Source organism: Natrinema soli (genome assembly GCF_028618695.1).
This window is the reverse complement of sequence record NZ_JAQIVI010000095.1, coordinates 21834-34388: the sequence shown is the minus strand read 5'-3', so window position 1 is coordinate 34388 and position 12555 is coordinate 21834. Positions and strand designations below refer to the sequence as shown.

Genomic DNA, 12555 nt, shown 5'->3' with positions numbered 1-12555 from the left:
CGCCGCGGAGCGAGAAATCGAGGCGCGCGTGCTCGTGGAGGCCGCCGCCGAAACCGACGCCGGCACCGAGGTCATCGTCGGCGGTCTCCGTGACGCCTCCTTCGGTCCCGTCGTGTTGGCGGGTCTCGGCGGCATCTTCACCGAACTCTACGAGGACACCAGTCATCGGATCGCGCCCATCGAGCACGCCGAAGTACTCGGCGCACTCCGCGAGCTCACCGCCGCTCCGCTCTTCGAGGGGTACCGGGGTCGCCCGCCAGCGGACCTAGATTCGCTGGCGGCAGTCGTGACGACCGTCGGCGACCTCGTCGTGGAACACGACGAAATCGCGGAAATCGACGTGAATCCCGTGCTCGCTACCGCGGACGGCGCCGTCGCGCTGGACGCGCTCGTCGTCCTCGACGAGGAGGGGGACTGATGTACGAACACACGTGGACGGTCCGGTTCTCGGACACTGACCCGTTCGGCATCGCGCACTACCCGCGCATCGTGGATGCGATACACAAGACGAGCGACATGTTCATGGAGGAACTCGGCTACCCGTACTGGGAGATCTCACAGGGACACGGCTTCGGTTTGCCGCTCGTCGAGATGGACTTCGAGTTCGAGAACCCCCTCCACGGAGGCGACGAGGTCACCATCGACCTCACGCCCGACCCTGGCACGAAGAGCGTGCGGTTCGAGTACGTCGCGCACCTCGAGGACGCCGTCGCGTTCTCCGGGTACGAACAGCGCGTCTGCGCACACACCGGCGGCGAGGGCGCGCGTGAACTCCCCGAGGACCTTCGCGAGGCGATGGCCGGGTACGTAGACTGACCGCGCTGGGGTGGCGGAAACGATATGCTTTTGAGGATGCCATCGTCACGTACTGGCATGGCCGAGTTCAAGAATCCGTACGCCGAGGAGGACCCGTTCGTGAAAGCGCACTTCGACTGCCTCAAGTGCGGCGGGAAACTCTGGGAGTACGCCATCCAGGGACAGATGGTGTGCGAGGACTGCCGTGCGGTCTTCCGATCTGCGGATGTCTTCGACGCACAAGTCCAGACGTAACCTGCCGGCCGGAGGCCCCGCCCGACGGTTCAACTGGTTCGCTCCTGGCCCCATGCATCCGACGCGCCCGACCCTCGACAGCCAGTTTTTGCGGCCTGCTAACTGTGGCGGTATCGGAACGTAGGTTGTAGTGGTTTGGTTCCCATATGCCAAACAAGCAAAGACCGAATCCGAAGGAAACCGGTTCATTCCACATCGAATTTCTCGCGGAGGCGGTACACAAGACGGCGGTGGAGAACCAACTCCAGAAGATCGGGATTCAGGTTGACAAGGACACCGTTGCTCGCTATGTCCGTGAGTTCGGCGACAAGTTCGCCGAACGACACGGCATCACAGTCGCTGGCGAATCATTCACGCAGAACGTCTTAGCCGCTCTGTTCGACATGGGGACGGTTGAGGAACTCAAGGAAGAATACGGAGAGGAACTTGCGGAAGCTGGCATTGAGGAGGTAGCTGGCTGTGCCGATGAGACATATCCGGCCAAGAAGGGCGCGAAGAAGGACCTCTACGAGGAGAACATGGAACGCAAGCAGGAGGGGAAGAACCCGCGTCCTCCTCCAGAGGGATTCACCGTCAACTTGGGCTATCTGCCGCAGTTGGACTGTTTTGCCAGCGTGCAGTGTCGAAACACTGCGTTCGCGAGCGTCCTCGCGAACGCGTTGGGACTGCCGATGGAGGGCGTTGCCTACTGTGTAACCGACGACGAAGACTGCTACAACGACAGTTTCCAGCCCGTGTGAACTGTCTCTTTCACCGATTGTGCGCACTCGCTCGTGGTGACGAGCGCGTTGAGGAGCTGCACAAGGAGGGCCGCTACGAGGAGTTGGAAACGTATCTCCAAGCGGAGTATGAGACGCTGTACGAGGCCGAAGTAGAGCGGGTTAAAGCAGAGTATCCGTCCTTCTGGGACGAAGAGACAGGAGAGTTCATAGGGCCAGTAACGACGAACGCGATCGAAGGTGGGAACTAGCGGATGAGAGAAGTTAGGCGTGCCGTATCGGCGGTACCGATCGGCACGCAGCCAAGTGTTACTGTGAGCGTTGAGTGATTCGCTGTCGGTCTACAGGAACGGTCGTCCACACGTGAGCTTTGCCCAGAATCACGGGACGTTTCGCTTTGAGAAGATCATGGCAGATCAACCACCAAAGTCATCAAATCCAGTGACGGCACCGCCAGTTCCTCCGGTGTCAATAGGGAGAGGGTAGTGACAGCTACGTTCAGAAATCCGAGGATGGGAGTACAAACTGTTACTACCCATCAACCTACACCGCCGCTAACTGTCTCCAACACACTTATGCCGAATGAGTGGTAAATGACTACTATGGCACAGCAAGAGCCCGAGGACTCCCTAGATTTGAGTTCCGAGACGCGGGGCATCCTCGAGGAGCACAGTCTACGGCCGCTGTGGGAGGTCGAGGACGACTTCGGGAACCTCGTGGACGATATCGGCGCGAACATCTGGAAGTGGGAAGACATCCAGGCGGCAATCGACGGCATCGAGGAGGACGTGCCCATCGAGGACCTGCCACCGGGTTTCCAGCGGCGGGTCGCCGTCCCCATCAACGCGCCCCACGCGATTTCGAACACCATCTACGTGGGCGTCCAGACCGTCTCGCCCGGTGAGACTGCGCCCGCGCACCGCCACGCCGCGAGTGCGCTCCGGTTCACCATCGACGGCCACGAGGAGATGAAGACGGTCGTCGCGGGCGAGGAGTTCCCGATGCACGACCACGACCTCATCACCACCCCGCAGTGGGAGTGGCACGACCACGTCAACGACTCCGACAAGACGGCGGCGTGGCTGGACATCCTCGACCTGCCGCTGTTCCTCGACACCCTGAACAACTCCCACGTCTTCGAGAACCACGAACTGGAGCGCCAGCCGGTGACGAAGACACAGGGCTACTGGGACTCTCAGTACGGCCGCGGTCGCCCGACCAACGCGGACGACGACGGCTCCATCCCCGGACCGTTCGAGGGGAATCAGGAGCCGACGCCGCCGTACCGCTTCGGCTGGGCGGAGATGCTGGAGGCGCTGCGCCAGCACGCGGACAACGACGACCCGGATCCCTACGACGGCCACAGCATGGCGTACGTTAACCCGGCGACCGGCGAGGCGCCCGTGACGCCGACGATGTCGTTCCGCGCACAACTCCTCCAGGAGGCCACCGACGACCACTTCCACAACTCCACGGAGGTGTACTTCGTCATCGAGGGCGAGGGCGTCACCCACGTTGGCGACGAGGCACTGGAGTGGGGGGAGAAGGACATCTTCGTGGTGCCGTCGGACGAGATTCACCACCACGAGCCCGACGACGAGGAGGCCATCCTGCTAGGCATCACCGACGAACCAGTGCTGCGCGCGCTCAACTTCTACGCGGAAGCACAACCAAGCTAATCAAGCAGTCGGCAGACAACAGGCTGTTTGCAACACCGTCTCGCGTTTCCAACCTCAGTGATAGAGGCTGTCCAATCTATTTTGCCTGACGAGCCACCGTTTAGAGTTCGCTCTCTGGTCTCTGATCAGAACTCAGGTGGCCTTTCCCTATAGCATCTTTTCAATTCCATTGAGGTGTTCAGAAGCGGAGATTGTGATCTCGTCGATCCAGCTGACGCCACTACGGATGAGCAAGCTTCAGAGCGGGGGTCAGGCGACTACCGGGGCATTGTTTAGATTAGCTGGTTCCAGCAAACTGCGAACGATTGGAGCCACGTTTCTGCGGTTTCTGGTGTGGCGCTGAAGTGGTTTGCAAAGGCGTTCGTCCGGCGTTTGAGCTCCTTGAAGACGCGTTCGACGCTATTCCGATTCCCGTGGGTGTTATACTGGAATCGGAGGCCGTGATGATGACAGGCCGCCTGCAGCCAGGGCGCTCCGTCGACCAGAAAGAGTGCATCGTCGACGAGATGTTTCTCTTTGAGTTCTGCGAGGAACATCTCCGTGAGCGCGGTGGTTCTGGTCGGATAGAGACGCACGTGGAGCAGGCGGTTGGTGTCGGGATCGACAGCAGCGTACAGCCAGTAACGTTGATCGTTGACCTGAATCACGGTCTCGTCGACGACGACATGATTCGGGTCGTGACCCTCGGCAGGCTGTAGGTCGGCCTTCTGAATCCAGTTCTGAACGGTAGTGCGACACCGGTTGACACCCAGGCCCTCCAAGACAGGGACGGTATCCGACAGCGACAATCCCGCCAAATGCAGTTGGATACCGAGCTTCATCGCTGGCTCGGGTGTCGCCTCTCGCTCCACAAACTCTAACTCCGGAAAGTCGCTACATTCGATGAGGCGGTCTGGTTCTTGCATGGACACCAAGAAACCACGTTCGCCTCATCCTTCGACCTTATCTGAACACTGCCCCATCGAAGCCAGCGGATTCTTGAATGCGTCATCCGCATACATCGACCGACGCCATGGGACGTCGCTGTCAAACTCTTCGGCGAAATGCACGGGATCCACGTGAAATTCGGAGGGGCGAGTCACTATCCCACCTCGTGTATTTGGCGGCAGCAGGGGACGTGGAGCAAGTATCGGAAGATCCGGTCAGATTCGAAGCCCTGCGGTCGCCAGACGTCAGGCCCATCGCGTTCGAGGATTGTGGCGGGAAGAGACCACGAGCTAGTAGTCGTCCAGGTGGAATGCTCCGCCGTCACGCGTTGAGCGGCCAGCGATCCTCACTGCTAGTGTCGAGCGCGCTTCGTGCGTCGTCGGTCAGTTGGTATTTCCCTCCGTCAGCCTCGACGAATCCCTCACGTTCGAGGTGCTCAAGGTGAGCGTACACCTCACCGGGGCCGTGGAGGATATGGATTCCGTGGAGGTTACCGAACAGCGCCGCACTCACCGCCCACGGGTTGCTGGGTCCGTCGCGCCGAAGGACATCTAGGACCCGCCACGCACGTTCCTCGTGGTGGTGAATGATCTCCTCGGCGCGCGCCGTCGGGTCGTCAATTGGGTCGCGGTGTCCCGGCCACGCGCGGTCGTAGCTCGCGTCGGCGATGTGACGGAGTGCACGCAGGTATTTCTCAAGAGGCCGCTCGACGCGGACGTCTGCGCCGCCGACGTTCGGCGTGTACTTGGGGAGAAGTGCGTCGCCGGAGAAGACGCCGTGCCTGCCGTCAAGTTCCATCTCGAAGATGCACAGTCCATCCGCATGCCCCGACGTGTGTACGACCCTGAGTTCGTTTCCGTTGACCGAGAACGTGTCTCCGTCCACGAACGGTTCGACCGTCGGTTTGGCGTAGTCCAGTTCAAGGGCGTTCGACATCTCCTCAGTGAGAGCCGCTCGGTCCTCGTCGGGCATCCCCCACACCTCGAACAGGGCTTGCTGTTTGGCCTTCATCTCCTCCCATGCATGCTCGTTGGTTTCGACGAGTGGTGCGTCAGCTTCGTGTACATGTACTATCGCACCGCTCTCTTTTTGGATTCTCCCCGCTAATCCAGTGTGGTCCGGATGCCAGTGGGTGAGGAAGACGCGGTCAACGTCGGCCATCGAGACACTATGGTCTGCGAGTCCGGCCTCCAGCTGGGTTCGTGTCGCGTTCATCCAGTCGCCCGTGTCGACGAGTACTGTCTCAGAGCCATCGGTGAAGAGGTAGGCGTTGTTGTCGCCCTCAAACGCGCTGTTCGCCAACAGAATTCGTTCCATTAACGCTAATACGAGACGATGCAAATCAATTTTTCGATTAGGCAAGCCTACTGCAACCTCGGCGACTAACTCGGTTGAACCCTGATCGTCGTGGTCACTACCGGAGGCTGCAACGTTCAGTGCGACAACCACGAGCAAGCCGCCCTACATACCAGTATTTCTACAAACGTCTGCAGTGTCCCCGGTGGGATGCGGATTTTCGTTCCGACTGCTTTATTGAATCCACGAAAGGCGTAGGGATCACTGTTTGAGTGCTTGTTCGAGGTTGTAGGCCGCGGCGGTGAGGACAAGTTCGTGGCATTCACGGAACCATGCGTTCGGCCTGACAGTGGGTGCGTACCGGCACACTGTGGAATCTGGGAAAGATTTCGTCGGGATTATGACCCCCTGAATCGTCGGTGTCAGGTGCAGCTGGACCAGGACGATGTCGACCGGGTCTGTCACCTCGTTGTCGATCACGAGCTGGACACGCAGTACGTCGCCGAGCGCTTCGAGATCAGCCGGCGCCGCGTCCAGCAACTCGCCAAGGAGTATCGCGACACGGGCGAGCTCCCCACGCTCCAGACGCCGGGCCGGAAGCCCTACGCCGAGTATCCAGCCAATCTCGTCGACCGCATCCTCGAGCTCTACGCCCGCCACGAGCAGGGCGCCGAAGCCATCGCGCACGTTCTCCGCTCGCGTGACGGCCTCACGATCGACAACAACCGCGTCCACGCCATCCTCCAGGAGTACGAACACGTGACCGAGAATCCGAATAAACAGGGCCGGAAGCGGCCGTGGGTCCGCTGGGAACGCGAGTACTCGCTCGTGACCGTCCACATGGACTGGTTCGAAAACAGCCGTAAGCAATGGTGTCTCGCCGTCGAGGACGATGCGTCACCAAAGTCCTCGGGATGATCGAGACCGATGCACGATCCGGTGACGCAAGCATCGAGCTCCTCGACGAGGTCCGGACGGAATATACCGACACTGGCGAGCTCCTCGAGGTGATTACCGACCACGGCACGGAGTTCTACGCGAATACCCGCGATGACCACGGCGAGGCCGACCACCAGTTCGAGAGCTATCTCGCCGATAACGACATCAAGCAAACGCTCTGCCAGGTGGGTCGACCGCAATCGAACGGGAAGATCGAGCGGTTCTTCCAGACCTACGAGAAGCACCGCTGGCGGTTCGACTCACTCGAGGCGTTCCTCGAGTACTACAACCAGGACCGCCCGCACCAGAGCCTCAGGTACGACGAGCTGGAGACGCCAGCCGAAGCATTTGATAGATTGTTGCCAACCGCCCAGGACGCGGCGTCACTGGCCGTGGCTGATGGGGGTGGAGATGCAACGAAATAATTCGCAGAGTCCACAGCGTACCGGCATACCGAAACTTTTAATTACCTCCTCCCGTCACCGAATGACTTATTAGAATCAAGAAACGGGATAATACGTGCCCGTCTTCAAGGAACGGCACTTTAGGTGAATAACATACATACACATGACCGCTCGTGTCCTTGGACCAGGCCTGCAGGCACTGTCAACAATCATGTACTGAGGAACCGACGTAAACAAGGTGACGCCAACGCGAAGTCGTCGACTACCCCGAAACGACAATAGTGACCGATACCTATGACGAGATCGAGACGAAATCGTGGAGTGAGATACGCGCGCTCCACGAGGAGAAGATACCCGACCAGTTACAGTGTCTTGACGAACACTCCGAGTTCTACAGCGAGAAGTTTGCCGAATGGAATATTGATCCCGGTTAAAGAAGAGTAAATCCGCACTAACGCCGGGACTGGTGGTGTGTCTCCTCTCTGGGTTTTGCTCTCCCTACGTTGAACAGAGGCGATTTTGCTCGGCATGACGGACCCCCCGGTGCTGGAAGCGTCCAACTTCTACATTGAAGCCCAGCCGAACTCGTAGATACCGGTCGTCTCCATCTCGGGATTGCCAGTACACAGTCGTATCGATGCCGTTTCACTAATACGAGAAGCAGCGAGGTTCGTAGCTACTTTTGACCGCCTTTCTGGACGTCGACGTCGGTGAACCGGGTGTCGCGTTCGGTGACGTCGACGGTCATCTCGCCGACGTTCTCGATTTCGGCGTGGATGGTGTCGCCGTCGTGGAGTTGGCTGACGCCCTCCGGCGTCCCGGTGGTGATGACGTCCCCGGCTTCGATGGTTGCGCCGAGACTCGCGTACTGCACGACGTCCGCGCACGTGTACACCATATCGCCGGTGTTCTCGTCCTGCTGGGTGTCGCCGTTCAACTGGAGTTCCATCTGGAGGTCCTGGGGGTCGCCAACTTCGTCGGGCGTGGCGACGCACGGCCCGATGACGGTGAACGTGTCGTATGACTTCCGGTTGGAGCGGTCCTGGTCGCCGCGTACGGAGATGTCGAGCAGGACGGTGTACCCGAAGATGTGGTCCCACGCGTCCTCAGCCTCAATGTCCTTTACATCGTCCGCCATGACGAAGGCGAGTTCGATCTCGTGGTCGATGCGGCGATCCGAGAAGGGGAGTTCGACGCCGTGGTCAGGGCCGACGACACTTGAAGGCGCCTTCAGGAAGTAGCCCTTGTCCTCGATGCTGAACCACTCTTCCGTGGTAATGTCACGGTCGCTGATTGCCTCCTCGATGTGGTTCTCGTAGTTCAGGGGTGCGGCGATGACCTTCCTAGGCCGGTGGATGGGGGCGCCGAGTTCGACGTCGCTCCGGTCAACGTCGGGGGTGGCGTCCTCGTACTGACTCGCGTCGTAGTCGCCCTTGATGTACGTCAGGAGCGGGTCGTGTAACTCGATGCCGAGGCGGTCGGTCAGGTCGATAATGCCCGTACCGTCGTTGTTGAGCAGTCCTAGTCGATCCTCGTTGAAGCGGACAAATCGCATACAGTGCCGTGAGATGGCCAGTAGCATAAATTATCGCCTTCCAACACTACGCCAGTCTGCCACAAGACCGCCCGTTCCGTCCGGGCGGGCATTCCCTGTGTTTGTTTTCTTCGCTGTCCGTCTGAAGGAATTTGTGACGGGATTTCCGTCCTTCCTGGTTGATCTCTGTTCCGGATACAGAAGGGCCCGTGAAAGGCTTGTGCACCAGATTGAACCCCTTTTCTTCGATGATTTCGTGGAGGTTGAGCAACTGGCGTTCGATGCTGTTGGTTTCCTCTACTGGCGCCTGAGAACTCACCCGCGCATAGATGACCACCCGTGTCTCACCCGACTCGTCGGACTGACTCCTTCATCTGCTGGGTCCTCCCCTTCCGGTTCCCAGAGTTCGCCTCATTTTGGGTACGGTTCCGTCCGTACAACTGCTCCTTGGAGTAACTTCCAAGCTCCGCTGCCGATGACCTGCGGCGGTAGCAGTCAGTACCACCGCAGAAACCTGATGAGGTGCTTCCAGATGAGCGCTAACCACGAGTATTGCGATGACTGTGGAGCCATAGAAGCGCAGAGTTTTTGCAGTCTGCACGGATTCCCTATATTACTGCTGGTCAAATTGATCCCGTGTCGTCGGGTCAGAACCTGCTGATGCTGGAGATTCGGAGGCGACGCCTCATTGGTGTTCGGTTAAGCATTGGACGGCCTCATGAAGGCTTTAGCCACTCGTTCGCCGAGTAAGAGGCGTGATTTCTCTGGTTGGCAGGCGTCACGAAGCATCAACTCCGGCAAGTTCGGCGGTGGATGGCCGAATGACTGGGCCAGATCTTCGAGAATGAGCTGGGAGAGAGACCGGAAGGTCTTCGCCCAGCGTTCCTGGGGGAACACGGTCTCTGGGAACAGCTCCTGAAACTCCCCGAGTAAGGCTCTGCTGACCGTCAGCGTCAGCAGAGCCGCCACCACTAACAGCTCAACGATTGCTGGATCACTCGTCTGGAACTTCTCCAACCCGTACAGCGATTTCAGCTCCCGGAACAGCAACTCCACTTCCTACCGCAATCCGTACAGCGCTGCGACCTGCCTGGGAGTAAACGCATCGGGCAGATTCGTCACGTACAGGTGGTAGTCGTCGGTGTCCGCAACGAGGACACCGACGACGCGAAACTCTACCGTATCTGTCGATTGCTTCCCAGCGTATGCCCGCCGTTTGAACTCGATCTCCACGGTTACGTCGATGATCTCCCGAGTCAGGTCTCCCAGAACGTCCCGAAGACGACGCTCCGGCAAGGAAATGGCGCGCCCGCGCCATTTCCGTCGCTCTCCGACGATCAACGGATTTGCGTTCGACTTCAGCCGAGTCAGGAAGAAGCCGCCGTTCTCGTCGATCAACGCGAACCAGCGGAAACTGTAGAAGCACAGATCGAACAGTAACAGCCGGCCTCGCAGCCAGCTCCCGGTGCGGAGCTGGCTGCTCTCGTGGGTGCGTTCATCGGTGAGCTGGAACTGCTCGATCGTCTGCTTGGTCGCGTTCTGCACGAGGTGGAGTTTCGCACCGGATTGATCCGAGTGGGTGGCTGGAAACGCATCGAGAAGCCGATGCAACCTGAACACGGTTGCATCGGCGATCAGCACCTCTCGGAACAGCTCGAACTGGGGCGCGATCGTGTGAGGAACTGCGACCTCCTCGAGAGCGTGCTCAAGGAGGTCGCTCACCAGTGCTGCGAGTGCTGGCGTGAACCGGTCGTAGAAGCTTGAGCGGGCAACGGTCTGGTTGGTTGCTGCGGAGTACGCCCGTTGAAATCCGGCGATGGTACGGGCTTCGCCATCGACGGCGAAGCCCATGATCAGCGTCCAGACGAGCATCGTGATGTCGATCGTCCGGCGGCGTTGGACGACATCGCGCGCGCGATGTCTTCGATGAAGTCCGCTGGAAAGAGAGAAGTCAATCGCCGTCGTATGAGTGTTGGAGAGAGTTCTTTTAGCACAACCTCTCTCTACGCGGTTGCTGAAGATAACCTCATCAAGACATCACCGTCTGTCGGTTTCGCTCCTTAACCGAACATGGATGGGCGACGCCTGAAGGTGATGGGGCATGCGTTCTAGGTTAAGCAGCTGAATCAGAGGAGAAGACGGACGGGATTGGCTCTGGCATCGAGGACTGAAGGCGAGCAGCGACGAATCAGTCAATGCTCGGGACGGATCGACGGACAATTGGAGCGCTCACCGGGGGTGAGCGCTCCAAAATCACCGCTCACGCCTCTCATTCGGCAGTGCTACCGCTATCGGCATGAGCGAGCCAGTCGCTCATACCTCTTCAGGCGAGTTCGCGCACGAACTCGCCGTACTGGACGTCTTCGAGGAGTGACGGCCGATGCTGATTCGGGTCGAGCGCGTCTCGGTAAATCAACCCGACCAGATGCGGTGACTCATAGCCGAGTCGCTTGGCGACTCGGCGTAAGATCTCGGCGCTGTAGCGGCTGAACACCTTCGACCACCGCCGCCGGGGTAGAAGCGACGACGGCTCCCGGTCGTCGTCGCTGTCCTGGTTGTACGCGACGATTTCGACGAACAACTGCCGCAACGCACGGCTTACGACCAGCGACAACACCGCGATCAGGATCAGTGCTTCAACCACCTCCGGTTTGCTCGAGGAAACCTCGTCGAGATTGAACGTCGATTTGAGTTCCTTGAACAGCAGTTCGACTTCCCAGCGCGCCTGATAGAGCTTCGCGATATCAGGCGCGCGATAGTCTGAAACGGGCAGGTTCGTGATGTAGAGGTGGTATTTCTCGGTTTCCTCGTTGCGAATCCCGACGACGCGGAACGTCCGGGTCGCGCGACTGCGCGACCCTTGGTACCGTCGTCGTTTGAACGAAACCTCTACACGTACGTCGATGACGTCTCGGTGAAGATCGTCAAGGACGTCGTGGAGCTTCCGATCGGTCAAGGAGATGGCGTCGCCACGCCATCTCCGCAGTTCCTCGACGATCAGGGGGTTCGCATTGGATTTGAGCCGCGTGACGAACCAGCCGCCATTCGATTCGATGAGATCCATCGTGCGGTAGTCGAAGTAGCCCTGATCGTAGATCAGCAACGCACCGGCTATCCACCCGCCGGTGGATAGCTCGGTGCTCTCGTTCGTGCGCGCGTCTGTGATCGAAAACTGCGTTGGCAGGCCCGTCGAGACGGATTCGACCACGTGGAGCTTCGCTCCAGCGTGGTCGTCACCGTATCCAGGGAATTCGTCGGTCAGAGACTGATAGAGCGTCACGACGGTCATATCGACGAGGAGTACGTCACGAAACCCATCGAGACGACCTCGGAGCTGGTCACTGCTGGTTGAGAGATCCTCGATCGCGCGATCGAGGATCTCGCGGAGGAACTCACAGAGCGCGGGGACGAACCAGTCGTGGAAGGAAGCATAGGCGAGCGAGCCGCCGACGTTCTGGAGATAGCGTTGGCGGAAGGCTTCAAGCGAGCGGTCTTCGCCCACGGCGAAGCCGAGGGCGAGCGCGAAGAACAACGCGGCTGCGTCAAGTTTACCACCTTCTCGCTGGACGAGATCCGTTGCGCGAGCCAGCTCGCGCAACTCGTCTTCGGGAAACGTTCTTATGAGTCGGTCTTCGATCACAGAATCCGGTGGGAGGTACATAGAGCACACTTTCCACCGGATTCTCACGAAAGGAACAACTACCGGTTCAGCCAGCGGCTGCACTTAGCCTAGAACGTATGACCACCCATGTAGTTGGAAAGGATGAGTCGAGTCTCCACCACGTTCTTCCCACGAGCCACGGTGGGATAGATTCACCATGTCTACGTGGCGTCTGGGGTGATTCGGGGACTCGCCGGCCTGACCGATGCGATGCTGGTCTCGACGCTCTCCCCCGTGGAGCACGGTAGTTACACGACTCGATGGGAACCACGGCCACGGCACCGTCTAGGGGCCACGCCGCCGACTGCAGCGAAACCGAGCGAGAGCGGGGCGCTGTGTGGTCGTC

Annotated in this window: 13 protein-coding genes and 1 pseudogene; 8 read left to right on the top strand and 6 right to left on the bottom strand. The window is 59.5% G+C overall.

Translation table 11 applies throughout. From position 1 onward, the window contains the following. From PGX04_RS06295 to PGX04_RS06270, 6 genes are all read left to right on the top strand, one after another. Window positions 1-418 (top strand): acetate--CoA ligase family protein (locus tag PGX04_RS06295; protein ID WP_273737730.1); only part of this gene is annotated, 418 nt, incomplete at its 5' end. Further along, window positions 418-816 (top strand): acyl-CoA thioesterase, encoded by a 399-nt coding sequence (locus PGX04_RS06290; RefSeq protein WP_337959450.1) that lies wholly within the window; start codon window positions 418-420, stop codon window positions 814-816. The genes PGX04_RS06295 and PGX04_RS06290, both read left to right, overlap by 1 nt. A gap of 57 nt (window positions 817-873) precedes the next feature. Continuing rightward, complete coding sequence (locus PGX04_RS06285; RefSeq protein WP_273737729.1) at window positions 874-1050, top strand: hypothetical protein; 177 nt, start codon at window positions 874-876, stop codon at window positions 1048-1050. Window positions 1051-1280: 230 nt separating this feature from the next. Further along, on the top strand, window positions 1281-1790 hold the full coding sequence (locus tag PGX04_RS06280) for a magnesium and cobalt transport protein CorA (RefSeq protein ID WP_273737728.1): 510 nt from the start codon (window positions 1281-1283) through the stop codon (window positions 1788-1790). Window positions 1791-1807: 17 nt separating this feature from the next. Beyond that, window positions 1808-2020 (top strand): hypothetical protein, encoded by a 213-nt coding sequence (locus PGX04_RS06275; protein ID WP_273737727.1) that lies wholly within the window; start codon window positions 1808-1810, stop codon window positions 2018-2020. 351 nt (window positions 2021-2371) lie between these two features. Next, the gene (locus PGX04_RS06270; RefSeq protein WP_273737726.1) at window positions 2372-3448 is read left to right on the top strand and encodes a cupin domain-containing protein; all 1077 of its coding nucleotides are present in this window, start codon (window positions 2372-2374) and stop codon (window positions 3446-3448) included. A 272-nt stretch (window positions 3449-3720) separates the two neighbouring features. Here the strand turns inward: PGX04_RS06270 and PGX04_RS06265 are convergent, their stop codons facing one another. Both PGX04_RS06265 and PGX04_RS06260 read right to left on the bottom strand, forming a co-directional pair. Further along, window positions 3721-4353: an IS6 family transposase gene (locus PGX04_RS06265; RefSeq protein ID WP_273737725.1), complete on the bottom strand. Its 633-nt coding sequence runs from the start codon at window positions 4351-4353 to the stop codon at window positions 3721-3723. A gap of 343 nt (window positions 4354-4696) precedes the next feature. After that, window positions 4697-5692, bottom strand: a complete 996-nt coding sequence (locus PGX04_RS06260; RefSeq protein WP_273737724.1) for an MBL fold metallo-hydrolase — start codon at window positions 5690-5692, stop codon at window positions 4697-4699. Between the two features lie 405 nt (window positions 5693-6097). Here PGX04_RS06260 and PGX04_RS06255 point away from each other — a divergent pair, with 405 nt between their 5' ends. Then, window positions 6098-6589 (top strand): hypothetical protein, encoded by a 492-nt coding sequence (locus tag PGX04_RS06255; RefSeq protein ID WP_273737723.1) that lies wholly within the window; start codon window positions 6098-6100, stop codon window positions 6587-6589. After that, complete coding sequence (locus PGX04_RS06250) at window positions 6586-7035, top strand: integrase core domain-containing protein (RefSeq protein ID WP_273737722.1); 450 nt, start codon at window positions 6586-6588, stop codon at window positions 7033-7035. The genes PGX04_RS06255 and PGX04_RS06250 overlap by 4 nt, the downstream gene beginning before the upstream one ends. 655 nt (window positions 7036-7690) lie before the next feature. On the opposite strand, the gene PGX04_RS06245 is transcribed toward PGX04_RS06250, so the two are convergent. From PGX04_RS06245 to PGX04_RS06235, 4 genes and pseudogenes are all read right to left on the bottom strand, one after another. Continuing rightward, on the bottom strand, window positions 7691-8569 hold the full coding sequence (locus tag PGX04_RS06245; protein ID WP_273737721.1) for a fumarylacetoacetate hydrolase family protein: 879 nt from the start codon (window positions 8567-8569) through the stop codon (window positions 7691-7693). Window positions 8570-8615: 46 nt separating this feature from the next. Beyond that, the gene (locus PGX04_RS34450) at window positions 8616-8885 is read right to left on the bottom strand and encodes a recombinase family protein (RefSeq protein WP_377042276.1); all 270 of its coding nucleotides are present in this window, start codon (window positions 8883-8885) and stop codon (window positions 8616-8618) included. 362 nt (window positions 8886-9247) lie between these two features. After that, a pseudogene (locus tag PGX04_RS06240) lies at window positions 9248-10542 on the bottom strand (IS4 family transposase). A 329-nt stretch (window positions 10543-10871) separates the two neighbouring features. Beyond that, the gene (locus PGX04_RS06235) at window positions 10872-12209 is read right to left on the bottom strand and encodes an IS4 family transposase (protein WP_377042275.1); all 1338 of its coding nucleotides are present in this window, start codon (window positions 12207-12209) and stop codon (window positions 10872-10874) included. Between the last annotated feature and the right edge of the window lie 346 nt (window positions 12210-12555).